Genomic DNA, 25,289 nt, shown 5'->3' on the forward strand with positions numbered 1-25,289 from the left:
CGGCTTCTCGAATTTACGGCGCGCCCCGCCGATCTCGGGCGTCCACTTTCGAACAGTCACCGTCGCACTCGGTCGTGTGACGGTCACGCGACAACGATCACCCATGACCACGATAATTGGCGATACGGAAGAGCGAGCGGACGAGCGAGCGAGCGGTCAGTACGCGCTCGAATCGAGCGGTGAGGGAACCACCCTCGAGCACACGACGGAGCAATCGACCCGCGAGGCGACGATCTGCATCGTCGGACTGGGATACGTCGGGCTCCCGCTTGCGGTCGGATTCGCGCAATCGGACTACCGCGTGATCGGCTACGACGTCGACGATGTGACGGTCGACCGACTGCAGGAGGGTATCGACACGACCGGTGACCTCACGGACGAAGCCATCCAGGACGGTGATATCTCCTATACGACCGACGCGACCACGATCACCGAGGCCGACTACGTCATCATCGCGGTTCCCACGCCGATCGACGACGACGAGCGGCCGGACCTCGGCTACGTGGAGAGCGCGGCGACGACCGTCGGGTCGAAAATGGATCCCGGCACTACCGTCGTCCTCGAGTCGACCGTCTACCCGGGCTCGACGCGCGAGGTCCTCATCCCGGCGCTCGAGGACGCGTCCGGGCTGAGCGCGGGCGAGGATTTCTTCGTCGGCTACTCGCCGGAACGCGCGACGCCGGCCGACGACGACCACGGTCTCGAGGACGTCGTCAAGGTGGTCGGTGCGCAGAACGACAAGGTCCTCGAGGACGTCGCGACGCTGTACGAATCGGTCGTCGACGCGGGCGTCCACCCCACCCCGTCGATCGAGGTCGCCGAGGCGTGCAAGGTCATCGAAAACATCCAGCGCGACGTCAACATCGCGCTCGTCAACGAGCTATCGATGGCCTTCGAACGGATGGGGCTTGACACGCGGGAGGTGCTCGAGGCGGCGCGGACGAAGTGGAACTTCCACGACTACCGGCCGGGACTCGTCGGCGGGCACTGCATTCCGGTCGACCCCTACTTCTTCGCACACCGCGCGAAGCGAGCGGGGGCGGATCCGGAACTGATGCTCACGAGCCGGTCGGTCAACGAGTCGATGCCGAACCACGTCGCCGAGTTGACGATCAAGGCGCTCAACGAGTGTCACAAGACGCTACGAGAGAGCCGCGTGCTGGTGCTCGGACTCGCGTACAAGTCGGACGTGGGTGACATCCGCAGTTCGAAGGTCACCCACGTCATCGACCATCTCCGCGAGTTCGACATCGATATCGCGGGATACGATCCGCACGCGGACGACGACGAGATCCGAGCGTCGTTCGACATCGACGTCCAGGAATCGCTCTCGTTCGACGGGTTCGACGCCGTCCTCCTCACCACCTCGCACTCGGCGTTCGAGGAGCTCGAACTCGACGACGTCGCGGCGGCCCTCGACGACGACGGCGCGCTGATCGACGTCGCGGGCGCGTTCGAACCGAACGATGCAGCCGACGCCGGACTCGTCTACCGCAGTTTATAATGTATCGAAGACACACGATCGGCGTGATCGTCCCCGCGTACAACGAGGAAGATCACATCAGCGACGTCCTCGCGACGATGCCCGACTTCGTCGACCGCATCTACGCTGTCGACGACAACTCGACGGACGACACCTGGCGGATCATCCGGACGTACGCGGCCGCCTCGAGGGAGGGAGATCGAGCCGAAACCGACGCACTCGAAAGCGGCAGTCCCGAGACTGGCGCGTCCGAGAACGGTGCGATCGAGGACGATGACGAGCAACTCCGCGCGTCCCTTCCGGACGGTGGTGCCGTTGTCGGCCCGGAAATCGTCCCCATTCGGCACGCGGAGAACCAGGGTGCCGGCGGCGCGCTCAGGACCGGCTACGTCCGCGCGCGCGATGACGACATCGATATCACGGTCACGATGGACGCTGACGGACAGATGGACCCGGATCAGCTCCCGAAGCTACTGGATCCGATCGTGGAGGGCGACGCCGACTACGCGAAGGGGAACCGACTCGCCGATCGGGCCTCGCGCCGGGAGATGCCACCGTTCCGGTTGTTCGGTAACTGGGTCCTGACTCAGCTCACGAAGATCGCGAGCGGCTACTGGCGCCTGCAGGACCCCCAGAACGGGTACACCGCAATCTCTCACGACGCGCTGTCGGCGATCGACATCGAGTCGCTCCCGGACGATCACGAGTATCCCAACGACCTGCTCGTCCGGCTGAACGTCGCGGAGATGCGCGTCGCGGACGTGTCGATGCCGGCCGTCTACGCCGACGAGGAGAGCACGATTCAGTACGAGACCTTCATCCCAGTCACCTCGATCACGCTACTGCGTGGCTTCTGTCAGCGGATGAAGACCCAGTTCGCCGCCGATAGACTGCACCCTACAGTCCTCTGTTACGCGGCGGGAATCGGCGTGCTGGCGGCCGCAGCCGCGATCGCGACCCTGGGCGGCGTGCACGCGGTCGACGGCGAGGCATCGGTGCGCGAACCGACCGCGGCCGCGTTCGCGCTCCTCACCAGTGTCGGGCTGTTCCTGATCGCGATGCGAACCGATGCGAGGGACAACGCCGAACTGGGGGTGCGTCGCTGATGCGTGTGATCGTGACGATCCAGCATCCGGGTCACGTCCACTTCTTCAAGCATGCGATCCGGGAACTCCAGTCGAAGGGCCACGAACTCCACGTCTTCGCCCGCGAAAACGAGGTAACGGTCGAACTGCTCGAGCGCGCCGAGATCGACCACGAAGTGCTGGCCGGTGAGTCGAACTCGCTGTTCTCGCTGGCGGCCGTGCAGGCGACCTACGAGACGCGGCTCCTGCGACGGGCGCGACGGATCGAGCCGGACGTGATCACGGCAATCGGCGGCGTCGCAGCGGCTCACGTCGCGTCGGTGGTCGGTGCGAAGAGCGTCGTCTTCTACGACACGGAGCACGCGACGATCATCACGAAACTCGCATATCCGTTCGCCGACGTCGTCTGTACGCCCGAGTGCTATCAGGGAGATATCGGTTCGAAGCACCGCACGTACCCCGGCTATCACGAACTCGCGTACCTGCATCCCGACCGATTCGAGCCAGATCCCGCCGTCCTCGCGGACGCCGGGCTCGAACCGGACGACACGCTGGTGGTGATGCGACTGAGCAGCTGGGACTCCTCGCACGACGTCGGGCAGGGCGGATTCGACGATCCCGTCGACGCCGTCCACCGCCTCGAGGACGCCGGCGCGACCGTCTTGCTCACGTCGGAAGTCGATCTGCCGGCCGAACTCGAGTCCCACCGGTACACGCTGGCGCCGGATCGAATGCACGATCTGCTCGCCTACGCGGACTGTTTCGTCGGCGAGGGTGCGACGATGGCCGCCGAGGCGGCGGTCCTCGGGACGCCGGCGGTGTACGTGAACTCGCTCGCGCTCGGTTACGTGACCGAACTCGACGAGGAGTACGATCTCGTGTTCAGCTACAACGGCGAGGATCGCCACGTTCGATCGCTCGAGCGGGCGGTATCGATCGTCGAGGAAGGCGACCGATCGACGTGGCAGCGCCGACGCGACCGACTCCTCGCCGACCGGATCGATGTCACCGACATCATCGTCCGAGAGATCGAGACGGCCGGCTCCGGAACCGATCCGAACAAGTCGACGCTCGCGTCGTATCCAGGCTAACTATGCACGTCCTTCATCTCATTACCTCCACGCGATCGTTCTTCGAACAGCAGATATCGGTCCTCGAAGACCGCGGTATCGAGTGTACCGTCATCGGCGTCCCCGGGGAGTACAGTGCCGACTCCCCGCGGACGCCGGTAGATTACCTCCGCTTTCACCCACGAGTCCTCTCGCACGTGCTGTCGGACGAGTACGATCTCGTCCATGGGCACTACGGCCTCGTCGCGCCGTTCCTCCTCGCTCAGCCGACCCGTCCCGTCGTGTTGAGCCTCTGGGGAACGGACCTGATGAGCGATATGGGATGGCTCCGGCGGATCAGCCGGTACGGCGCTCGGTTCGCCGACGCGACGATCGTCCCGAGTCCGGCGATGTCCACCGAACTCGACGCCGAACACGTCGAGATCCCGTTCGGCATCGACACGGAGCTGTTCAGACCGATCCCGCGCGAGGAGGCTCGCGATCGGATCGGGTGGGACACCGACGCGCGGATCGCGCTGTTTCCGTACGACCGGAGTCGAGACGTCAAGGACTTCCCGCGAGCCGAACGCGTCGCTGCCCGCGCCGACGTCGATCTCGAGGTGCGGACGATCGACGACGTCCCCTACGAAGCGATGCCCTACTACATGAACGCGAGCGACGTCCTCCTCGTGACCTCGACGCGTGAGAGCGGGCCGCTGGTCGTCAAGGAGGCCGCCGCCTGTAACGTCCCGATCGTCTCGACCGACGTCGGCTTCGTCCGCGAGACGATCGGCGACATCGACGACTGCGTCGTGGGTACGACCGACGACGAGCTCGTCGCCGGACTCGAGGGCGTCCTCGATGGCGCTCGTCGGTCGAACGGGCGCGAAGCGATCGACGGGCTCGGGCTCGAGGCGATGGGCGACCAGCTCCTCGACGTGTATCGTCGCGTCCTCGAGCGGCCGGCCGGGACGGCCCATCGAACGGGGGTCAGCCATGAAGTTTAGCTCGTTGTCCGAACTGCGGCCGCTACGACTCGACACGCTCGCGGCGATCGTCGGGCTCCTGTTCGCGGTGTTACTGTTCCCGCTCCGATTCCTCACGTCGCAGCTGTACATTAATACCGTTCCGCTGGTACTCGGAACCGCGTGTGCGCTGTATCTTCTCTCCCTGTATCAGGAACGGGACAACACGCAGACGTTCCCGACCCTCCCGTCCGCGGTGACGATGGCACTCCCGAGCGTCGTGCTGGTCGGCCTCGCCGCGCTCGTGACGCTCACCGTCATACAGGGGGAGCGAACCCTCCTCTTCTTCGGACTGGCGAGCATCGTCGGGACGCTCGTTATCGGCCAGGTCCTCTTCGCGAGCGATCGCGACCTCCATCCCGGACTGCTGGTGTTTCAGATCATCTGCTTCGCGTTCGTCTTCCGGTTTACTGCCCTGTACGCAACCCCGGGATACGTCGGGATCGACATCTGGACGCACCAGGGGTTCGTCGACGCGATTCTCACGGAGCAGTCGCTGAACGGGATCTCCCACGACAAACACTACGGGTCGCCGTTCTACCACCTGCTGGTGGCCGCCTCGTCGCTGCTGTACGGCGTTCCGATTCGCTCCGCGTTGTACCTCTCCGTCGGACTCGTGATGCCGCTGGCAGCCCTGCTCGTCTACTCGACGACGAACCTGCTCGTCCCGGTTCGGTGGGCGGTGCTAGCGACGGCTTTCTACGCGTTCTCGAGTCACGTTGCGAGGTGGGGAATGCACCTCATCCCGACGAGTCTGGGGCTGGTCTTCTTCCTCGGAATGCTGTACGCGCTGATCCGGGTGATGCGGATCGAGTACACGATCCGAGACTTCTTTCTCCTCCTCCTGTTGAGCGTCGCCGTCATCCTCACGCACCAGGTGTCGACGTTCATCATGCTCGTATTGCTGCTCGCGGCGTTCCTCGCACAGGTCGTGTTCGTGATCGGTCCGCTGGGGCTGACGCGGCTCGATACGAGCGTCTTTCGGACGAAGAAACCGGTCAACTTGATCGGTCTCGTCGTCTTCAACCTGGGGCTGACGATCTTCGTTTGGTCGCTCACGCCGTACCGACAGGAGTCGTTCCTGGCCACGGTTCTGAGCTACTTCTCGCAGACGATCGAGGAGAGCGCCGGCTTCCTTAATATCGCGAGCGCGTCCTCGTCCGACGGTGGTGAGGCAGCCGAGGCCGCACCATCGCTGATCGATCAGGTGGTTCCCTACGTGGACGCGCTCGGCTTCCTGTTCCTGCTCGGTATCACGTTCGTCGGCTGTCTGTACGTCGTCCACAGGCGGCGGGCCGAACAGTCGGTATTCACCCTCCTGCTGGCGGCGGCGTTCATGCTCGTGTTCGTCCTCGGATTGCCGATGTTCGGCATCCGGAACTTCATCCCCACGCGCTGGTTCGCGTTCCTCTACGCGCCGATGGCCATCCTCGGTGCGATCGGACTGCAGACGCTTCGGGGGAGCCTGACGCCGGCGCTCGCCGTCACCGTGTTGATCCTGATCTCGCTCGTCTTTCCCGGCGCGATGGTCCTCGCTCCCGGGAGCAACGCCGATAACCCGGTTTTCGCTGATCACCACGAGCGCCTCGCGTACGACCAGACGGAACTGGCCGCGGCCCAGTCGATCGGTGAACTGACCGGCTCACCGGACGGTGACGAAATCCGGACGGATCAGCAACTCCACACCGATCATCCCTATCAGACGCTGATCAGTCGGACCGGCGCGTATCAGTCAACGACGACCGCGACGGTTCCTGAAGGCGGCGCAACGAATCACAGCTACACGGTCTATCGAACGGAGCAATCGACCGACGCGGTGTTCTTCCCGGACGCCGATGGGAACGCGCAGATAACGAAACCCTCTCGAGAGCAGATCTGTCGTCCGGATCAGGGGACGGTCTACACGAACGGTGACGTGACGTTCTGTACGCCGTCTCCGGCCGGAAACTGAATTCGTCTCACGGCCGACACGGCGTCACGGTCTCGGCTCTCGTGGGCGGTACCGCTCGCAGTCGTTTTCGGACACTCGCAGATGGATCGGCTGGTGACTCGAGCCGAGAGCATCTGTCGCGTCTCGCTGCTGTCAGGGCGGACAGTCGGTGAGTACCGGTCTCCCCTCGTTTCTCCCCGCGTTCTGCCCTCGGATCGGTCACGGCGCCGTCTCGATGTCGAGAGGGTGCGACACTGCCGTGGCTCGGATGCCATCGGCACCGCTCTCGAGCGTCCACTCGGCGACAGCTGCAACTCGTAGTCACGTCTGGTAACGCAGGCGCCTCATCGCTCGCCCAGTCGACCGACAGATGGGGATCGCGAGAATAACCGTAGTGGCGGACACAGCGCCTCGAGAGCGGAACCAGATCGATACCCGATTCGAACCGCTCGAGTCCGTTCTGCCGCCCTTCGATCGCCGCTTACTGTTGTCTTCGAGCGTGCAGAACCCGACAGCGGTCAGCGACGACCGGGAACCGTCGGACAGCCAGAGCACCAGGATGGCGAGACCGAGCAGCGACTGGAAGACGATCTGCGGCGTCAGCCCGCCGGCGACGAGCACGTTCACGTACCGGAGGAAGTACAGCGAAGTGATCGATGAAACCGCCCTGCGTTGCCGCTGGCGGTGATTCGATCGGCCAGAGAACGATCCGGAGGTCGACCGCTCGCCCTCTGAGTAGCCGGTCGAGCAGATCGGCAACGGGGTGCGAGAGGTGTTCGAACGCGAAGGCACCCGCGAGGATTCGGTCCCCTCGGCGGGCAGCGACCGCGTACGCTGCGAGAACGATAACCGGCGCGGCGAAAATCGAGTGTCCGACAGCGTACCCGGTCTCCGCGATCCCGAACATCCAGGCGAGCGGTTTGTCGAGCAGATCGGGGTACTGCGAGTCGACCGCAACCGCGATCGTTTCACGGGCGGAGGGAGACGTTCGAGAGATCACGTTCCTGGCCAGCGAGTACAGGACGTACGCGAACGCGAGATGCTCCCACCGTAATCCTACGAGACCTCGATCGGCAAGTGGAGTTTGCGATAGGCGTTCTCAGCCGTCGGCTCCGCCGGCGGCTCGCCGTCGTAGAGTAACAGGGTCAATCGAAGGTCGTCGCCTCGCATCGTCGGCGTGATCTCGAGGGTCTGCCGGTGAGAGTCGCCGTCGGCGACTGTCGCACTCTGTCTGTCCATCTCGACCGACTCGTTGACGGTCACGTTCTCTCCGTCGGAACTCACCCGCTGGAGCAGCACCACGGTCGTGTACTGCCGTTCTTCGTGTTCCTGATTCGTGATCGTCGCCTGTAGCTCCTGGCTCTCTCCCGCGGTATACGTCGAGTTGTAGATCGTTTGGGTGTCGCCGGTAACGTTGTCCGTTTCCACGGAAATCTCCGTATATCCATCGTGCTGTGGTGGGTTCGCGAGGGCGAACCCGGCGCTCGCGAGCAACAGGGCGACTCCAATCACGATGGCGAGGTTGTACGGGCGAACGTCGATTCGCTCGTACGGGCTCGGTCGTCCCCGGGTGAAGAAGGGGGATATCGACGAAACCTCGGGAACGAACCGTCTATCGGGCGGACAGCGGTAGCGAGAACCGATCGCGAGAAGTGCCAGGATGACGGTGACTACTGCAAGTCCGGAGAGTACCGGTTCGAGCGTCACACCCCTAGGGGTCACGCTCGCAAAAAGGGTGATCGCGGGAACGAGTGCAACACTAAAAACGACTGACAGAATGGTTCGTTCGATCGCCTCGAGTCCGCCACTGACCAGCAGCGGATTGCCGAGGCCGGTTTTCTCCTGATCAAAGGAGCGATAGTCGTCGTTGGGCTTGTCCGGAAAGAGGGCAGAGACGAGTGCATACCCGGGAAGAAAGAGAATAAGCGGAATCGATAACGCGATTCGTATCGCTCCAGATACTCCTGAAAGAATACCGAGCGTGAGGGCGCCAGTGACTGCGACGACGACTGCCAGATCGAAATACCACAACTGGTTGTCGCTCATTGTCTCGTCACGAGGGGCCGGTGGCGGTTTATTATCGCCAATATAAGCCCGATATAACGGGTCGGTCTGACGGCCGTCTGACGCTGAGTTATAACGATTTCGACAACGAATCCACTCGGTTTTCGTGCTCCGGTGCTTGAGCGCTATAGGAGCGTGAACGATCCAAAAACCGGGATAAGTTTCTGAAATCCGCGTAGAGTGTCTCTTTGAAATAAACATCCTACCCCATATTCAAATCGGCCTATCTGGCCCCTCTAACCTGCTATATTGGGGTATAAAAATAACTAAAAGGTAAACCCTCAGTTGTGAAATCACGTAAATCGAGTAATTCTCAAATACACGATTTCTATCCTTTATTACCCTCTTCTGAATAGGGGTGATTGTCGAAATGAAAGCGAAACATATCAGCTCCAAAGAGAAAGTTGAGCAGGGTGTGACCGATGACGCTCAGGACGAGGCTGACGAAGCTGATTGTCCCTCCGAGGAGCAGACGTTTTCGAAAGACGATGTCTTTCATCTCCTCCAAAACGAACGGCGTCGGATGGTCCTCCGGTTCCTCCGAGGCTCTGACGGTCCCGTACGCATGCGCGACGTTGCAGAACAGGTCGCAGCGTGGGAGCACGATACGACCGTCGAAGAGCTCACGTCCACGCAGCGCCAGCGCGTCTACATCCCGCTCTATCAGTCGCATCTCTCGAAGCTCGACGAGGCTGGCCTGATCGACTACCAGCAGAACCGCGGCATCGTCGAGCGAAAGCCCCTCGCTGATCGAGTCGACAAATACCTCGAGCTGGATTCGACCGACGAATCGGTCGACGAGACGGGCGCTGAGAGCCCGGAGTGGGAGGACTACTATATCGTCGCAACGGTGCTCTCCTATGCGATTCTCCTCGGTGCAGTGATCGAGCTGCCGTTTACCTCGTTCCTTTCGGGGATCGGCCTGAGCGCACTCATCCTGTCGCTCTTCACGGTGCTCACGATCAGTCGGCTCGTCAACTAACGACGGTTAGTGGACTGTTCTCGCTACAGCATGACCGGTACAGGAACGGGACTCGTGAGTCTCTCCGTTACGGAACGAGAACAAATGCCGAGACGAACACGATGAGTACGAGCAGTACCCCGACCGAGATCGCTGCAAGCCTCGCTCGTGAGACGGACCGGCCTTTGCCCGATTGATCCGTGGACCGCTCGATCAGCCCCTGTGTTTCGTCGAACTCGATGGCACCCTTCGCGTCGAGTGCCGGCAGGCGGTTCTGATGCAGTCGTTCGTGGATGGTCGCCCACGTTTCGATCGATGGGCGAGCCGGTTCGACCAGCGTATCGGTAACTTCGTCGACAGTCACCGGGGTGCTCATCTCGTCGAGGACGGCGACGAGGGCGGCATCGGATTCCGGAATGAAGTCCCCGATACGGGTGTCGATCATGCCGTCCCCCGAGAAATCGCTCCCCGAGGCGTAGACCATCGTCACTCCGGAAAGCGTATCGGAATCTTCGGACTGCTCTTCGGCGGAATCCGCCGACGAAGAGCGCAACCAAGACGGCGTCAGACGCATATTCCGCGCTAAAACACCGCGGTATATAAGGTTTCTCACGGTTTAGCGCTCGTGAACGGAATAAAGGGGTATTAGACCGTTTCCAACGGTGACTGTGGAGTCGAAATCTATCCGCCCCCGTACACTCGTCGGGACGAGTCGAACGCGTTACGCGATTACCGGATCCGGTGGTCGAAGCCACGGGAGCAGTTGCTCCCGCAACTCCGTCCTGCACTCGAGCCATCCGCGGAGGTCAGTGAGCCTGAGCTTGTGTCTGGCCGGCAGGTCGTGGACGTGCTCGAGGTCACCTAGTAGCCGTCGATCGAAGTCGTGGCGTTCGAAGAGCGTTTTCCGGTCCGGCCAGGGCGGTTCGAACGACGAGAGAAACGGCGTTTTCCGGCGAACGAACCCTTCGACCTCGTTGAGTAGCGCCGCCTCGTACGGTCGATCGGGGGGTCTGTGTCGCAGGATATCGTCGTCGACCCGCTCGCACGCGCGGAGGAACGTTTCCGTCGTTCGGTGTTCCGGCGGCGTCCGGAGATGCCAGTCGATCAGTTCGCGATCCGTCGCCAGAAACGACGTCACGAAGTGATCGGAGAGGTGATTGTGAAACGGTATCGACGGCTGGTTCGCGATGCCACAACAGGAGAGCGCGTTCTGTATTCGATCCGCACGCGACCGTCTCGAGTCGAATTCGTCGACGATAGCCGTCCTGACGAACGCGTCCGGATCGACATCGAAGGACGTTCGGTCGGCCAACTCGAGGCTGGCGTCGCGGCTGTACCCGAACTTCTCCAGGAACACCTCGACGGGGTCAGGGTCGGACTCGAGTCCGCCGGTCGGGATTCGCTTGTCGAGGATGTCGACGGTCTTCGAGGCGGTGAAATGGCCCCGGAAGAACGTGTCACAGAGGAGACCGTGATACATCGTATCGACTCCGATCTCGTCCGTATAGCCGGCGTGGTGGATGTGCAACGATTCCTTGATCCCCTGTGAGTACGGAATCTTCGAGTCGTCGGGACGGAGATACCGCTCGTCCGGTGGGAAGGCGGTGTGACTCGCGCCATACTGCGCGGCGAGCGATCTCGCAGCGCGGACCTCCTGTGCGTCCAGTGAGCCGACCGTGTAACTGCAGTCGATATCGTCGACCTGTGCGAGGACGATCCGCGAGTCGTAGCCCGCCGAGAGGAGAATGCCCTTTTGTCCGGGCAGCGACGACCGCCGTTTGATCGCCCGTTCGAGGCGATCGGCGAGCTCGGCGACGACGTCGAATTCCGATGACGACTGGGGATCGTAGACGAACCGTTCGAACGAGTCGACCGACGCGGGCGTGAGTCGACTGTCGATCGGGAGTCGGTGCAGTCCCGTGACGGCCGTCTTCTCGCCGAGCGTCACCCCCAGGTGCAGGAATTCGAGGATTCCGTTCCGATGGAGCGTCGGGTCCGTAATCGTGCGTGCGACTTCGGCGGAATCGGTTCCGAAGACGCGAGCCCCAGACTCGTCGGTGTAAAAGCACTCTCGGGATCGAATCGGATCCGTCGCGACGAACGCCTCATCGCTCGCTTCGGTGTCGATCACGGCCAGATATGATCCGTTGAGACGCTCGAGCGCGTCGACTCCCGCCGACTCGTAGTGCTCGAGGAGCCAGCGAGCGGTGTTGGGCTCGTCGTCGGGAACGTACGCCTCTCCCCAGATGAGACAGTAACCGTCGTCGCGAGTGTACGTCGCGCTCCAGCCTGGCGTCCCGAGATCGGAATCCCTGATGCCGACCGTGACGGTCGATCCGGTGAGTACTTCGTCGAAGTCATCACTGGATCTGAACCGTTCGAACGCGTCAATACCGCCGAATACACCGAAGAGTTCCCTGTTCATCGTCGAAGACCACCGCGTAGACGGCGTCCGATCGGAGCGTGGAATACGCCCGCCCCACATCCCCACGTTACGGACGCCTTCGTGGTCTTCCCTCCGCGGGAGTTCTCAATAACTATGCGACTGTTAAGTACTGAAACGGCCGTCGAGCGCCGATACGAGCGGCCCTCGATCCCGACTATTAGACCTATAATAATAGGATTGCTGGCAGTACCATCGGATCGCTAATGTCACGGAAACGCGCGACGCGACGACGGTTCCTCGCACTGTCGGGTGCAGCCGGTCTCACCGGAATGGCGGGCTGTGCAGAGCAGATCAGGTCTGCGACCGGTACGGGGAACGGGGACTCATCGAACGAAACGACGGACGGTTCGGACGGCTCGGTACCGGGGCTGGCTGACGGCGTTCCGCCGCTCGAAACGGAATTCGACAGCAGGGAACGGCTTCGCCAACCCGGTGAGTCGTTCGACGACTTCAGCGATCTCGAACCCTGGACCGTCGAGCAGGGGTCGGGCGAAGCGGACACGGACGTCGTCTTCGACGGCGAGCAGAGCTTCAAGCTTCAGTCGAACGGCAGCGAGAACGTCGTTGCCCAGCGAAGTCTCGAGGGCGAAGACATGACGGAGACGGATCTGTCCTTCGCCATCCGGACGACGACGCCAGGGAGCATCACGATCAACCTGCGTCTCGTCGACCGGTTCGGGAGCTCGAAAGTGTACTCGCTCCGCGAAATCACGTACCGTTCGCCCGACGTCGGCTGGTTCCGGGCGAGCCCCGGCGTCTTCGAGCAGAGCGGGCAGGAACCCACGCTCGACCACCTCGATCGGATCGAGATTCAGCTGCTCCACTCCATGTCGGAGGCCGAAGTCTGGATCGACGATCTGCGCACGCACGAGACGCCCGATCAGGGGTACGTGATGCTGAGCTGGGACGACGGAATGCTCGACTACTACGAGAAGGCGGCACCGCTCCACGACGAGTACGGATTCCAGACGGTTCAGGCGCCGGTTCCGCGGTGGGTCGAACAGAACGTAGAGGATACCATGTCGCGCTCTGAGCTCACGGAACGACAGGAGGCGGGCGACCAGATCGTCGTCCACGGGATGCACGATCCGATGGCCGAACTCGACGATCCAGCTGATATCGAAGCCAGGCTCAAGAGGGACAAGCAGTGGTACATCGACAACGGGTTCGAAGGGGCGAACTACATCGTCTACCCGCACAACAGCTACGACAAGACGAGCCTCGAGCAGACCGCCAAATACCACTACTGCGGTGGCTTCAATCAGGCCGGCGACGTCAACACGACGAACGTTTATGGCTTCGATCCGCTCGCGTTACCGCGGACGATCGGGCACGACCTCGAGATTTCGAAACGATGCGTCGATCTCGCCGCACAGCACAACCAGTGTACGATCCTGAACTTCCACGCCTTCGATGCCGACAATACGATGCCCGAGGGCGACTACGAGACGTTACTCGAGCACATCGATAGCTCCGATATCAAGGTCATCACCTTCGATGATCTCTGGAAGATGCGGACGAGCAATCTCTGATCGGCGACGGTCGGCTCACCCGCTCGGTGCGAACGGACTACTTCTCGAAACGGACGGTGTCCCGGTAGAGACTGCCGCTGTTCACGAGCCGGAAGCGACGGTGCTCCGGTCGTGGTCGCCGTCGTAGTCGCGCGGTCGGCCCGAACCAGCGGATCAGCAGTTCGTCGCGAGCGTGATCCGATCGGTGTCGGTCGAGCCGTCGTCGTCGACGACGCGAAGCGCGACCGGGTGTTCGCCGGGTGCGCTGATCGTCACCTCGATCGACTCGCCGGTCTCGTCGAACGAACCGTCTTCGCCGACACACCACTCGTAGTCGACGAGTTCGCCGTCCGGATCGGACGATCCCGACGCGTCGAGCGTGACCGTCTGGCCCGGCTCGAGCATCGACTCGTTGGTCCACATCGGAAGGGCCTCGATCTGTGCGCTCGGTGACTCGCAATCCGGTGTCTCCTCGTCGGCACCGCTCGATGTCTCGTCGCCGTCATCGTCCGAGGCTCCACCGTCGCCACCATCATCGTTTTCGCTGTCGCCACCGGACTCTTCGGGGTCGGGTTCGGACTCCGCCGGCTCCTCGTTGACCTGCTCTTTGGGAGTACTGCCGCTGTCGGAGTCCTCGAGGAGCAATTCGCCCTCCAAGAGCCGCTCGACGATGGCCGTGTGCCACTGAACGCGGGTCTCGAGTTCGACGTCGGTCGAAACGGTCTCGGCGAGGAATCCGTCGGCGTTCAGGTCGCGCGCGGCCTTGTGAGCGAGCAAGCCGCTCGGGTCGGTGTCGGGGAGGGAGAACGGCCCGGTCTGGAACGCGAGATTGGAGTCGTTCACGTAATTCCGAGTGACGTAGTCGGCCGCGTCCGCGGCGGCGTCGGTCGCCTCGTCGCCACTAGAGTGGAAAATTGCTTGGCCGACCCCGTCCATTGGGTCGCCCGCGTAGATCCCCGTCGACTCGTGGAGGTCGATCAGGATGTCCGGGTCGTACTCGCTGACGACCTCCCAGATAGCGCGTGCGAGTTCCGTCTCCGGCGTCTCCCCTCCAGAGAACTGCCGGTTGAGGTTGTTCCCCTCGTCGTCGTTCCTGGTCCCGCGCTCGATTGCGACGGCGTTCGCCTCGGGAATCGCCACGAGCGTGCCGGCGTCGATCGTCCAGTCGGCGATCTGCCCCGCGGCCGTGTAGCCTGCTGTCTCGTTTCCGTGCATTCCGCCGACGACGACCGCCGTTGGCCCGTCGGTATCCGCAGTCGTCACGTACGCTGTCGTCTCCTCGTCCGTTCCCTCTCGGATGACGATGGAGTCTCGACTGACGCTTCCCTCCTCGTTTTGAATCGCACCGCTGACGACGCTGGCGGCACTTGCACTCGCGAGTGCAAAACCGGCTGTCGCGCCCAGTACAGATCTTCGTGAAAGTGAATCGCGTCTCATCCGTCCGATTCATCGGTTGCGGTCGGCTTTACTACAGGTACGATAACCGATGAAAACGGAACCGTTTCGGTTCTGCAATGGTTTGCGTCGAGAGAACGCCCCCTCTGCGGTCGTTCCGGATCGAAAGCGATCGGTAGCGAACGGACCCGTTCACCGAGAGAGTGCGCGCTGACCGAGCATGAGAGCGACGAGCAGGAAGCCGAGCGCGAAGACGACCGGAAGCGGTCGCCGTCGAACCCCGGTGCCGGTGACCCAGCAGATTCCGGGATACGACCGCGGCGATGTGGCGGCGTTCCGCAAGTGCCACGCCCCTCGCAGGAATCGTCCCTCCGCGAGGTACCGCTTCGCGAGGATGAGTTCGTGGCTCGAGCGAATCTCGTACCCCTCGTCCTCGAAGCGTTCGACCTCGTCTTCGTACGCCGAGAGATACTGCTCGCTCGCGTTTTTAATGACGTCTGCTGACGGATGACCGGTGTCGTCGCGGTGGACGAGAACTTCGTCGACGCAGGCGAGTTTGCCCTGCTTGAGGACGCGCAGACAGAACTCCGGGTCCTGGAACCGATCCAGTTCCTCGTCGAAGCCGCCGGCGTCCCTGGCGACCCCGGTGCGGACGAGCAGCGTCGAACCGGCTCCGGGCTGGACGTTGTCCGCGAGGATCTCACCGATCAGCTCCTCACCGCCCTCTTTCGTGGGATCGTCGTCCCCTCGAGCGAGCGCGGACGCGGCGGTCGACCGGAGCCAGCCGCTCGTTCCGGACAGATCGTATGCCGTGTCACAGTAGGCACCGACCCAGATGCTCGAGCGATCTTCGAGGGCCGCGAGCTGGCGCTCGAGTTTTGCGGGGTGCCAGACGTCGTCCGAGTCGAGGAAGGCGACGTACTCCCCGCGTGCGTGTTCGAGACCCGTGTTCCGGGCGACGTTTGCACCCTGGTTGGTCGCGTGAACGATAGTCCGAACCCGCGGATCCTCGTACGCTGCCAGCACCGACTCGGTGTCGTCGGTCGAACCGTCGTCGACCACGACGACCTCGAGGTCGTCGATCGTCTGTTCAAGCGCGCTGTCGATCGCGCGTTGAAGCGTCGTCGCTCTGTTGTACGTCGGGATGATGACGCTGACTCGAGTCATTTGCCGATCGTATCCGTCCTGCTCGGATTATTATCGCGTGGATAAACGCCGTCGCCATCGTCTCGCGTGGTGGCGTGCACGCAGCACCGTTGGTGCTGACACGCTGAGACGAACCGGTACGACTGCAGCGACCGACCGTCGCCCGGGGACAGTCGATCGGATCTCATCGGTCGACAAAGCCCAACTAACAACTGTATAAGAAAGATCAAACGATCCGTCGACGTGGCTAATGACGAACAGAAATCGACGATCGTTCGTGACTACTGTTGCGGCGGCCGGAACGCTCGGACTTTCCGGTTGTCTCTCGCAGTTGCGGGAGTGGCGTGGCGGCGATACCTCGTCACCAACGGAGTCGCCGCCGAACGGAGACGGCGATCAGTCGGGTACCGACGGATTGCCGGCGCTGCCCGGGGAATCGATCGATGACTTCGAGTCCCTCGATGACTGGGTCACGATGATCGACGGCGGCACCCTCGAGGCCGGGACCGACGATCCGTACGGCGGATCGCAGTCGGCTCGCCTCACCGCGAGCGAGAACACGGAGTACGCGGCGATCTACAAGGGGGTCGATGGATTGGACCTGACGGGTTCGAATCTCTCGCTCGCCGTGAAGTTCACCGGCCGCGAGCAACTCCGGCTCACGCTCGAGCTATTCGCGCCGAACTCGCGAAACGCTCACGTGCTGCAGCGGACGCTCATCGGACCGTCCGATCGGTGGGTCCGCGTCGATTTCGGGACCGATCAGATCGAAACCCAGCCGGATTTGACGGACGTCAGTGAGATTCGATTGACCGCTCGCCGGCGCGGTGACACCTCCGGCGCGATCGACTGCCAGGTCGACGACCTCCGCGTCGTCGATCGACCGGAGTCGGGCAACGTGGTGCTCCTGTTCGACGGGATGTTCGAGAGCCACTACACGGAGGCCTTCGAACGGATGGAGTCCTACGGATACGCGGGCGTCGAAGCGGTCATACCCGAAGCCGTCGGTGAGGGAGAGCGGCTCACGTTGGACAGGCTCGAGGAACTGAGCGACGCGGGCTGGGACATGGCGGCCCGGCCGCGAACCGGCGCTCATTTCCTCCACGAGTATCCCCCCGAAGAGCAAGCGAGTATGATTCAACACACGAAAGCGTACCTCGAGAGCCGCGGCTTCGAGGACGGCGCGAAGCACTTCGTCACCCCGCGGAACGTGCTCAGCCCGACCGCTCGCGACCTCGTCGAGGAACACCACGAACAGGCGTTTCGGTTCGGCGGCGGTCCGAACGGGCTGGCGCTCACCGACCCCTACAACGTGGGCTTCTTCGCCGGCGACGCCGGCGACGAGACGAAAACGTACGTCGACTACGCCGCCGAGTACGGCCAGCTCGCGGTGTTACAGTTCGATTACATCGGCGAGGACGGGATGAGCGTGCAGGCGTTCGCGGACCTGCTCGAGTACATCGACGAACGGAACGTAGACGTCGTCACTGCGACGGACCTGTTATAGTCGCCACTGAAACGGGTTTCATACTGATCGCACAGTCCGCGGTTCTCACTCCGTTTGCATCCCGCGGTTCTCGCTCCCGACGGTCGCTCACGGCTCGCTTCGCTCACCGTTCGCATTTCCGCGGTTCTCGCTCACTCTGTTCGCTCCGAACCGCGCATCTCCGAACCGCGCATCTCCGAACCGCGCTACTCCCATGCGATCAGGTGTGCAGTGACTTGCAGTGGCTACTATGACGGGTGCATGACCGGCTGTGACGATGGTGTGCTGATAGTATCGTCATCGGTCACGACGGCGTGACGGAGGCGTCTGGCACCTCGGGGAGAACGCGCGGTTGTCGCGTGTTCGGTAGCGGGCGGGATACGCCGACGATGTCAGCCGCGAGATGCCCGTGTGCGTCGATCGAACGTCGGACGCGTTGGTTGGGCCCATAGCGCCGTGGTTCGCCGTTTCGTTCGGCTCTCAGACCGTTTCTGTGTTTCGTCCGCTCGTCGCGACCGGCGCTCGACTCGAGCGGCGGCGTCGGACGACGGGCCGCATCAGGGAGCGACGCTCTGCAATCCGGGATCGAGCATCCCGAATGCGAGTCCCGCGACGAGCAGGGACAGCCCGCCGACGAACAGGAACAGCTGCAACCAGTTCCGAGTCATCCCCTCGCTCTCGCCGCCCGTGAGACGACCGTGGATCGCATCCGCCGTTCCCCCGATCGGCTCGGGGAACAACGACAGCAACTCGAACGGCTCGGCCGGATCCAGTGCGCCGACGAGCAGCGCGAACGTAACGAAGAGCGCGAACCCGGCGGGCGGGACGACCGCGAGCGCGAGCCACGGGCCCGAGATCGCCGCCGAGAGCGCGACGATTGGAACGGCTGCGAGGACGGTAGTCAGTGCCGACCGACCGAGCCGTGCGTCCTCGAGCGGATCGAAGCCGACGCGGCGCGCACTCAGACAGTGGAAGGCGAACATCGATCCGTATCCGACGCTGGTCGCGACGGCCGCACCCCCCATTCCGAAACGGGGGATGAGCGCGACGTTGAGCACGACGTTGATCACGGCCGCGGCGCCCGTCGCCGCGACCGGATACCGGAGCGTCCCCTCTCCCTGCGATATCGCGAGAATCGGTCGTGCGAGCGCGAAGCCGAGAGCGCCGGGGAGTAACAGCAACAGCGGTGTGATCGCCGGCTCGGCCTCAGCACCGAAGTAGATCGGCACGGCGACGTCCGCCAGCGCCGCGAGTCCGACCGCCATGATCGCCGTCAGCAGAAACGTGTATCGCGTCGTCCGAGATGCGAGGGCCGAAATCTTTCGATAGCGGTTCTGCGACCACAGTTCCGACGTCGAGTGAACGAACACCGTCTGGATCGCCATCGGAACGAACCAGAGAAACTCGGCGAGCGTCAGCGCCGCCTTATAGTTACCGACCGCCGCATCCGACCGAAACCGGTTGAGCATGATGATGTCGATATGATAGAGGGACATCAGCAGGAAGATCAGCGCGATGCTCATCGAGTTAAACGTGACCATCTCCGTCCGCGGGAACCGCTCCGTCGGGCTGGAGAATACGGACGACAGGGAGATCCGTCGGTGAACGAGGAGGAGTCCGATCACACCGACGAGGAGGCTCGCGAACAGATGGCCTGCGAGCGCCCCCATCACGCCGAGGCCGACGTAGGTCAGTGGGAGCGCAACCGCGACGAAGCCGACCTTGTCGAGAACCTTGAGCGGCTCCGAGTACCGCTCGAGGCCGAATCCCATGAGCGTTTTCCGCGCGAAGTCGCGGAACTGCGCCGTGATAACGAGCGCAGCGAGGGCGTAGAAGTACGTCGTCAGCTCCGATCCGAAGGCGAGACCGACGAGCCCGAAACTGGTCGCGAGTACCAGCAGGAGAGCCCCGAGACCGGCCAGCAAGATCGCCAGCCTGAAGTAAAACCCGACGACGTGTTCGCTCCAGTTCGTCGCGGTGCGGTCCTCGGCGAGGAACTTTCGGACGCCGTCCGTGATCCCCGAACTGACGAAGATCATGTAGATCGCGAAGACGGATAGCAAAAACGCGTACTCGCCGTACGCCGATGCGCCGAGAAATCGGTACAGCAGCGGCGTCGAAAGCGCAGTGACGACGAGAACGACGAGTTTCGCACTGACGACCGACACGACGCCGCTCGTAATACTCCTGTTCACGGTTTTTCCCTGGTTTCTTCGAGCTGCCAATCGACAGCTATCCCCGCCGACGATCGGTCACGATCCGACGTACTCACTGTAGCGAGACGATGCCACAGCGTGGCGTTATTATACGGGGGTTAAACGGGCCCGAAGGCCTGATTTGCGGAGGTATAGTTGTGGAGAAGCAACGGAGAAATAGAGCGAGAGGTAGCGATGAAGAACGGGAACGGGGAGAAAAAGCGATGGAGAACGGATACCGATGCGGCCGCGCGTCGCCGACTACTGGTACGTGTTCTCCCAGGTCGTGACACCGCTCGCACCGAAGTCGCGGATCCCGTCGACCAGCCGATCCTTCTTGAACGCGGCGTTCGACGACGACGCGTAGAGACAGACGGCCTCGTCGCCGCCTGACGACTCGAGGGTCGAGTCGCGCACGAGCGCGTCGGAGCCGGTGTCGACGAACGGATACTGACTGGCGCGCAGCTCGCTCTGGTAGACCGTCAGGTCCGCGCCCGTGTTGACGAGTGCGTTTCGGTCCGCCCCGTTGCGTCCGCGCTGCGTGACATCGACGTTGTTGAAGCGACAGTTGTCGCGCTCACAGCGAATCCCGTCACGGAAACCGCTGGCATCGCCCGCCCGTCCCGTGATCGTGACTGACTCGGCGAGTATTCGCTCCGTCCTGTCGCTGTTCCGAATCCAGAGCGGATAGCCACCCGCGGTTTCGTGGGTGATCGACGTATCGACGATAGTCGAGTTGCCGCAGTCGGGGGAGAGAACGATTCCGTGGTTCACCTCCGACCCGCGTATCTCCACGCGAGTGTTGTCGATCCGGGCGCTTTCGCAGGTGTTCATCACCGAAATCGCGTGACTGGTCGGTTTGGGAGACGTGATCTCGACGGCAGCACCGTAGATATCCATGTTTCGACCGTTCTCGATCCGGATGCCGCGCTGAGTCTTGTCCTCCGGCCGCGTCGAGTCGACTTCGATGGTCGGCCACCGAATTTCGCTGTCTCGGCCACCGACGCGTACGTTCGCGCCGTTACTGTTCCGATACAGTCCGCCATGGACGACGATCTTCCCGTTGCCGCCCGCCGCGTAGAGGCCGTTGTTCGGGAACCCGCCGACCAGGCAGTGTTTGAACTCGAGCGTCCCCTCGTTTTCGTTCGCTTCGATGCCGATCGGGCCGCGCCATCGATTGCCCGCATTCGGCGTGTTATCTACCCACGCACCTCCGTCCGGCGCTCGAAACCGTTCGACGATCCCGTAGCCATCGGAGTCGGTGACGTTGAACAAGCCCGGCCCCCACGTGCCGCTGTCGTGGTGGCCGCGAACGGTGATGTCACGTACCTCGAGCCGGTCGGATGCGTAGGCCTCGATCGTCCTGATCCCCGTATCGGGGGTCGACTGATCGACGTCGAACCCCTCGAAGCGGATATTGGTTCCGGGACTGTACGAGACGCCGAGCCGAAACAGTCGATGTCGTGGCCCGTCGAACTCGTGGAAGTTCGCCGGAATCAGCGTCGCGTTCTCGCCGACGACGCCGAAGTTATCGAAGCCGGTGAATCTGAACTGCTCGTCCATGAAGTACTCCCCTTCGGGAAACACGAGCAGTGTATCGTCATCTCGGAGTTTCTCGAGCACAGGTGTAATCGATTCCGTGCCGGTATCGTCCGCTCCGGCCTCGGTCACGTCCACGACGGTCGCGTAGTCGTCGTAGTAGTGTCCGTACCGATCTGCGGCCGCGCTGGCTGTCGACGTCAGTCCGATTCCAGCGGCACATGCCGCCGCTGTTCCTCCAAGAAATCGACGTCTCGACTGTGTGTTCGAAATTCCTCCCTCGAGTGACGGCTGACCGTCATCCCCCTCGACCGACCGAGAGCTACGAGAAACGTCACGATTCGAGCGCTGCATACCACTTCTATCCGACATTGAAAGTCACTTCGTTGTGAATGATGACGGGGTCCAGTATCTATGGATTCGGATAGCAAGCTTTTAAGTTATGAGTGCGGTCCCGATATCGATAGGGGGCATACAAGTTCTATTTCTGAAATGGTAATCCAATATACAGTTAGACACAAGAATCAGCAGGGTGCAGACGTCCTTTCGCCGGTATTTGGTCTTTAACACCCATTTAAACGCCGATATCGGGACCGATTAGTATACTGAATTGCCGCTATATATCGTAATCGTAAAATGACAGTGATTTATGGTGTCGACCGGTGCTATCCGTATTCGTCTGGCGCGCGATCGTTCTCGAGCGTCGCGGTGATCAGTTCGGAAACGGCGCGCCGTATCCGCTGGGAGACCGCCGAATCCGAGATATCGAGCCGACCGGCGAGATCGTCCTGCGTGGCCCCGCGTGGGACCTCGAAGTAGCCGGCGTAGTAGGCCATCGTGAGGATCTCGTATTGTCGTTCGGTCAGGAAGTAGGTCTGCTCGTCGGACACCGACGAGTCGTACAGGTGGTTCACGTGAAACGAGACGCCCCGATCGAGACACTGGCTCCGGAACGCCGACAGTGTGTCGCGATCGGGGAGGTGAACCCGTGCGCACCAGCCACCCTCAGCGCTCGTGATTCTGAAAGCGAACAGCCCGGCTTCGGCACAGCGATCGGGAACGATCTCGAGATCGGTCTCGACGACGACGCGATAGATCGACCGGTTCTCGAACGTCGCGACGCACGTCGCGTTCGCGACGGTCGGATCTGCAGCCATCACCTCCTCGAGGGCCTCGTGCTCGTCGCCGAATGCGGAGACGAACTGGAGGCGTTGCTCGCAGGTCGTCGCTCCGTACTCGTACCGGAGCGTCACGCCCGACCGTTGCTCGATCGTCGGTACTAACGGAAGCTCGTCGTGGACGAGGCGGATCGCTGCGATAAATCCCATTGAGAGATCGATGTCGTACACCGATATCGGTCTCAGTGACCCATACTTATAGCGCGGGTAAGAGTGTTGTCGGAGGCCGAATCGACCCGCTCGATTCGGTAGGGCAGACGGACTCCTATCAATCGGTTCCGGCGCACCAGCGACCCACCACGCGGGTGCGCCAGTACACAGTTCCAGCGCCCCGTCTCAGAGGGAGTATCGGAGACGGTCAGAGAGTCGGAATAGAGGACCGAGAGACGCGACCGAGTCGAGAGTCACGAAACGCGCGGTTGGCGACGATACTCCCTCTCAGTTCATGTACCCGAGATCGGCTAGCCGGTCCGTTACGTCTCCGTCCGCTGCCGGTCGGTTCGTCTCTTCTCCCTCCTCGTACTCCGGATAGGATGTCGACTCGCCCGGATCGACAACGGGGACGACGTTGCCGTCCATGCGGTCGCTGTGGGGGACCCCCATCGCAGCCATGATCGTCGGCGCGACGTCGAAGAGGTGTGCCCGCTCGAGCGCGGCGTCTTCGTCGATTCCCTCGCCCGCCGCGACGAAGACCCCATCGAGCTTGTGGTTCCAGGGTTCGGCCGGGCTGAAGTAATCGCCCTCGCCCAGCTGCTCGGAGAGCATGTGTTCGAAGTCGGCGGGGATCGTGACGACGTCGACCGTCTCGTCGATATCGTCACCGTGGAAGTACTGCTCGCGCGGCGCGACCGTCTCGAAGAACGGCTCGCCATCGGGCGTCTCGACGGCCTGTAGCATCCGAATGAGACTCTCCCGGACTTCCTCGTACTCCTCCTGTGGAACGACGCCGTTCGGCTCCCGGCCCTCGAGATTGATCCGAACGCCGAGTTCGGTCCGGGCGCGAACGTAGGCCTCCGATTCGGCGAAGTCCACCTGTTCGTTCGCCGTCCGAGTGACCCCACCCGGCGCGTGCTCGATGGCGACGTCCGCCAGCCCGACCCGCTCGAGCGCGGTCCTGACACGCCGGGCGGTGACGCCGAATCGGGCGGCGACCGACGCCGCACGTGCGACCGTCCCCGGCTCCCACGTGTCGTACTCCTCGCCCTCGCGCAGGCGTCTGCGCATCGGCGTCCAGGACGGCATTCCCTTGCCGCTAGTCGTCGTCTCGAGGAACCCCACGTCGCGGAGGTACTCGTTGATCCGGAACTCGTAGCCGTCGTACGACCCCATCCCGTGGTCGCTCACGAGGAAGACGCGGTCCGGATCGCAGGCCTCGAGGATCGACGCGATCTGTTCGTCAGCAGCCTCGTACACGGGATCGATGTGCCGTTTCTCGCCGCTGAGTTCGTGGAAGACCGTGTCCGTCTTCTGGAACTGGACGAACCCGAAGTCCGGATCGAACTCGTCGGCGAGATAGCGAAACGCCTCCCCGCGCATTCGGACGAGATTCCGATACTCCTCGATCTTCGCGTCGTCCGAGAGCGAGTTATCGTCGCGCGTATAGTTCGGATAGACGCGATACTCTCCAATCGCGTCGCGGACCTCGTCCAGGAGCCCGTCGGGATGGCACGGCGGATCCTCGGGGCCGAGGAATCCCGGGATGACCGCGCCGTCGAACTCGTCCGGCGGGTGGGTGACCGGAGCGTTGACGACGACGCTCGAGCGGTCGTGTCGATCCAGCAGCGTCCACAGCGGATGCTCGTGGATGTCGTCGTTGCTCGTCACGTGCCAGTCGTAGCCGTCGTACCCGACGAAGCCGACCACGCCGTGTTTGCCGGGATTGACGCCGGTGTAGATCGATGGCCAGGCGCTCGGCGTCCACGGCGGGATCTGCGACTCGAGCGGCGCGGTCACTCCCGCCGAGCAGAGCCCCTCGATGGCCGGAATCCGATCGTCTTCGAACAGCCGCTCGAACACCGGCAGACAGCCCGCATCGATGCCGATGAGCAGCGTGTCCAGCCCGTTCGATTCGCTCGCGGTACTCCCCGTCGATGTCGCGTCGTCACGACGAAACGCCCGAGTCATCGTTTCTCTTGTCTGTTTATAACCAATAGTTTCGTTCGACCGCTGCCGTCGTCCCACGGCAGCAGTGTTGTTCGTTGCACCACGTATCTACACTCGATATAGGATACGGCACACTTCATTATCGATGCGTTAAACCCGACACAGAGGCCTGAATACCGCGTATTTGACAACTGAACCGATCGATGGTCACGACCGGATTCCGGCTATGGTCGCGATCGCGGTCTCGAGGATACCGACGGCATCGGCTTCCAGTCGTTCGGCCCTGGACTCGTCCCGTGCCTCGACCGTGAGCCGGACGACAGGTTCGGTACCGCTCGCACGCAGGAGGATCCAGCCGTCGTCGACGTCGACGTAGACGCCGTCGAGCGTGTCGACGTCGTCGTATCGTTCGCTGACGCGATCACGAACCTGATTCATCACCGCGACTTTCTCCTCGACCGAAACCGACGCGCGGCGGATCGGGTGCGTCTCGACGCCGTCGACGAGCGACGAGAGCGACCCGCGATCGGCGACGAGTTCCACGAGTTTACACGCGGCGAGCGGGCCGTCTGGACACAGCGTCTCCTCGGGCCAGATCCACGCACCGCTCGGTTCGCCGCCGAAGACGACGTCCGGCCGCATCGCGCGGTCGGCAACGAACGTGTCGCCGACCCGCGTTCGGCTCACCGACGC

The 25,289-nt window shown here is 62.7% G+C and carries 18 protein-coding genes and 2 pseudogenes; 9 read left to right on the forward strand and 11 right to left on the reverse strand.

Going from position 1 to position 25,289, the window contains the following annotated elements; translation table 11 throughout:
* The first annotated feature begins 103 nt into the window (after window positions 1–103).
* The 6 genes from PGX04_RS20115 to PGX04_RS20140 all read left to right on the forward strand — a co-directional run bounded on the left by PGX04_RS20115 (window position 104) and on the right by PGX04_RS20140 (window position 7,260).
* Window positions 104–1,504 carry a nucleotide sugar dehydrogenase gene (locus PGX04_RS20115; RefSeq protein WP_273740140.1) on the forward strand — a complete coding sequence of 467 codons (1,401 nt, stop codon included), beginning with the start codon at window positions 104–106 and terminating at the stop codon, window positions 1,502–1,504.
* Window positions 1,504–2,589, forward strand: a complete 1,086-nt coding sequence (locus tag PGX04_RS20120; protein ID WP_273740141.1) for a glycosyltransferase family 2 protein — start codon at window positions 1,504–1,506, stop codon at window positions 2,587–2,589. The genes PGX04_RS20115 and PGX04_RS20120 overlap by 1 nt, the downstream gene beginning before the upstream one ends.
* Window positions 2,589–3,659: a DUF354 domain-containing protein gene (locus PGX04_RS20125; RefSeq protein WP_273740142.1), complete on the forward strand. Its 1,071-nt coding sequence runs from the start codon at window positions 2,589–2,591 to the stop codon at window positions 3,657–3,659. The genes PGX04_RS20120 and PGX04_RS20125 overlap by 1 nt, the downstream gene beginning before the upstream one ends.
* Before the next feature lie 2 nt (window positions 3,660–3,661).
* Entirely contained in the window at window positions 3,662–4,624 is a 963-nt protein-coding gene (locus tag PGX04_RS20130) for a glycosyltransferase (RefSeq protein ID WP_273740143.1), read from the forward strand.
* Window positions 4,614–6,593 carry a hypothetical protein gene (locus PGX04_RS20135; RefSeq protein WP_273740144.1) on the forward strand — a complete coding sequence of 660 codons (1,980 nt, stop codon included), beginning with the start codon at window positions 4,614–4,616 and terminating at the stop codon, window positions 6,591–6,593. Before PGX04_RS20130 ends, PGX04_RS20135 begins: the two co-directional genes overlap by 11 nt.
* Window positions 6,594–6,966: 373 nt before the next feature.
* Window positions 6,967–7,260 carry a hypothetical protein gene (locus tag PGX04_RS20140; protein ID WP_273740145.1) on the forward strand — a complete coding sequence of 98 codons (294 nt, stop codon included), beginning with the start codon at window positions 6,967–6,969 and terminating at the stop codon, window positions 7,258–7,260.
* Window positions 7,261–7,287: 27 nt separating this feature from the next.
* Here PGX04_RS20140 and PGX04_RS20145 read toward each other — a convergent pair.
* Window positions 7,288–7,572, reverse strand: a pseudogene (locus PGX04_RS20145) (metal-dependent hydrolase); the annotation flags it as partial.
* Between the two features lie 56 nt (window positions 7,573–7,628).
* A complete protein-coding gene (locus PGX04_RS20150; RefSeq protein WP_273740146.1) occupies window positions 7,629–8,618 on the reverse strand; it encodes a DUF1616 domain-containing protein in 990 nt (329 codons plus the stop codon).
* 388 nt (window positions 8,619–9,006) lie between these two features.
* Here PGX04_RS20150 and PGX04_RS20155 point away from each other — a divergent pair, with 388 nt between their 5' ends.
* On the forward strand, window positions 9,007–9,618 hold the full coding sequence (locus PGX04_RS20155) for a DUF7344 domain-containing protein (protein ID WP_273740147.1): 612 nt from the start codon (window positions 9,007–9,009) through the stop codon (window positions 9,616–9,618).
* Between the two features lie 67 nt (window positions 9,619–9,685).
* On the opposite strand, the gene PGX04_RS20160 is transcribed toward PGX04_RS20155, so the two are convergent.
* Both PGX04_RS20160 and PGX04_RS20165 read right to left on the reverse strand, forming a co-directional pair.
* Complete coding sequence (locus PGX04_RS20160; RefSeq protein WP_273740148.1) at window positions 9,686–10,171, reverse strand: hypothetical protein; 486 nt, start codon at window positions 10,169–10,171, stop codon at window positions 9,686–9,688.
* 147 nt (window positions 10,172–10,318) lie between these two features.
* Entirely contained in the window at window positions 10,319–12,022 is a 1,704-nt protein-coding gene (locus PGX04_RS20165) for an asparagine synthetase B family protein (RefSeq protein ID WP_273740149.1), read from the reverse strand.
* Window positions 12,023–12,246: 224 nt separating this feature from the next.
* Between PGX04_RS20165 and PGX04_RS20170 the strand changes: the two genes are divergently transcribed.
* A complete protein-coding gene (locus tag PGX04_RS20170; protein ID WP_273740150.1) occupies window positions 12,247–13,575 on the forward strand; it encodes a polysaccharide deacetylase family protein in 1,329 nt (442 codons plus the stop codon).
* Between the two features lie 153 nt (window positions 13,576–13,728).
* Here the strand turns inward: PGX04_RS20170 and PGX04_RS20175 are convergent, their stop codons facing one another.
* A complete protein-coding gene (locus PGX04_RS20175) occupies window positions 13,729–14,991 on the reverse strand; it encodes a PKD domain-containing protein (protein WP_273740151.1) in 1,263 nt (420 codons plus the stop codon).
* A 150-nt stretch (window positions 14,992–15,141) separates the two neighbouring features.
* A complete protein-coding gene (locus tag PGX04_RS20180; protein WP_273740152.1) occupies window positions 15,142–16,116 on the reverse strand; it encodes a glycosyltransferase family 2 protein in 975 nt (324 codons plus the stop codon).
* A 229-nt stretch (window positions 16,117–16,345) separates the two neighbouring features.
* On the opposite strand from PGX04_RS20180, the gene PGX04_RS20185 reads away from it, so the two are divergent.
* Window positions 16,346–17,602, forward strand: coding sequence for a polysaccharide deacetylase family protein (locus tag PGX04_RS20185; protein ID WP_273740153.1), 1,257 nt, complete (start codon window positions 16,346–16,348; stop codon window positions 17,600–17,602).
* 536 nt (window positions 17,603–18,138) lie between these two features.
* Here the strand turns inward: PGX04_RS20185 and PGX04_RS20190 are convergent.
* The 5 genes and pseudogenes from PGX04_RS20190 to PGX04_RS20210 form a co-directional block, all read right to left on the reverse strand.
* A complete protein-coding gene (locus tag PGX04_RS20190; protein WP_273740154.1) occupies window positions 18,139–19,776 on the reverse strand; it encodes an oligosaccharide flippase family protein in 1,638 nt (545 codons plus the stop codon).
* 261 nt (window positions 19,777–20,037) lie between these two features.
* Complete coding sequence (locus PGX04_RS20195) at window positions 20,038–21,669, reverse strand: right-handed parallel beta-helix repeat-containing protein (protein ID WP_273740155.1); 1,632 nt, start codon at window positions 21,667–21,669, stop codon at window positions 20,038–20,040.
* Between the two features lie 311 nt (window positions 21,670–21,980).
* Window positions 21,981–22,643 (reverse strand): helix-turn-helix domain-containing protein, encoded by a 663-nt coding sequence (locus PGX04_RS20200; RefSeq protein WP_273740156.1) that lies wholly within the window; start codon window positions 22,641–22,643, stop codon window positions 21,981–21,983.
* Between the two features lie 288 nt (window positions 22,644–22,931).
* Window positions 22,932–24,617 (reverse strand): alkaline phosphatase family protein, encoded by a 1,686-nt coding sequence (locus PGX04_RS20205; protein WP_273740157.1) that lies wholly within the window; start codon window positions 24,615–24,617, stop codon window positions 22,932–22,934.
* Between the two features lie 186 nt (window positions 24,618–24,803).
* Window positions 24,804–25,289, reverse strand: a pseudogene (locus tag PGX04_RS20210) (phosphoglucosamine mutase); the annotation flags it as partial.

The sequence above is a fragment of the Natrinema soli genome (assembly GCF_028618695.1).

Excerpts from the sequence above, each read along its gene's own strand:
- PGX04_RS20155 (WP_273740147.1), top strand. The coding sequence starts at position 9,007 with ATGAAAGCGAAACATATCAGCTCCAAAGAGAAAGTTGAGCAGGGTGTG.
- PGX04_RS20160 (WP_273740148.1), bottom strand. The coding sequence starts at position 10,171 with ATGCGTCTGACGCCGTCTTGGTTGCGCTCTTCGTCGGCGGATTCCGCC.
- PGX04_RS20130 (WP_273740143.1), top strand. The coding sequence starts at position 3,662 with ATGCACGTCCTTCATCTCATTACCTCCACGCGATCGTTCTTCGAACAG.
- PGX04_RS20195 (WP_273740155.1), bottom strand. The coding sequence starts at position 21,669 with ATGCAGCGCTCGAATCGTGACGTTTCTCGTAGCTCTCGGTCGGTCGAG.
- PGX04_RS20180 (WP_273740152.1), bottom strand. The coding sequence starts at position 16,116 with ATGACTCGAGTCAGCGTCATCATCCCGACGTACAACAGAGCGACGACG.
- PGX04_RS20170 (WP_273740150.1), top strand. The coding sequence starts at position 12,247 with ATGTCACGGAAACGCGCGACGCGACGACGGTTCCTCGCACTGTCGGGT.
- PGX04_RS20175 (WP_273740151.1), bottom strand. The coding sequence starts at position 14,991 with ATGAGACGCGATTCACTTTCACGAAGATCTGTACTGGGCGCGACAGCC.
- PGX04_RS20135 (WP_273740144.1), top strand. The coding sequence starts at position 4,614 with ATGAAGTTTAGCTCGTTGTCCGAACTGCGGCCGCTACGACTCGACACG.
- PGX04_RS20150 (WP_273740146.1), bottom strand. The coding sequence starts at position 8,618 with ATGAGCGACAACCAGTTGTGGTATTTCGATCTGGCAGTCGTCGTCGCA.
- PGX04_RS20165 (WP_273740149.1), bottom strand. The coding sequence starts at position 12,022 with ATGAACAGGGAACTCTTCGGTGTATTCGGCGGTATTGACGCGTTCGAA.
- PGX04_RS20200 (WP_273740156.1), bottom strand. The coding sequence starts at position 22,643 with ATGGGATTTATCGCAGCGATCCGCCTCGTCCACGACGAGCTTCCGTTA.
- PGX04_RS20205 (WP_273740157.1), bottom strand. The coding sequence starts at position 24,617 with ATGACTCGGGCGTTTCGTCGTGACGACGCGACATCGACGGGGAGTACC.
- PGX04_RS20125 (WP_273740142.1), top strand. The coding sequence starts at position 2,589 with ATGCGTGTGATCGTGACGATCCAGCATCCGGGTCACGTCCACTTCTTC.
- PGX04_RS20115 (WP_273740140.1), top strand. The coding sequence starts at position 104 with ATGACCACGATAATTGGCGATACGGAAGAGCGAGCGGACGAGCGAGCG.
- PGX04_RS20120 (WP_273740141.1), top strand. The coding sequence starts at position 1,504 with ATGTATCGAAGACACACGATCGGCGTGATCGTCCCCGCGTACAACGAG.
- PGX04_RS20185 (WP_273740153.1), top strand. The coding sequence starts at position 16,346 with ATGACGAACAGAAATCGACGATCGTTCGTGACTACTGTTGCGGCGGCC.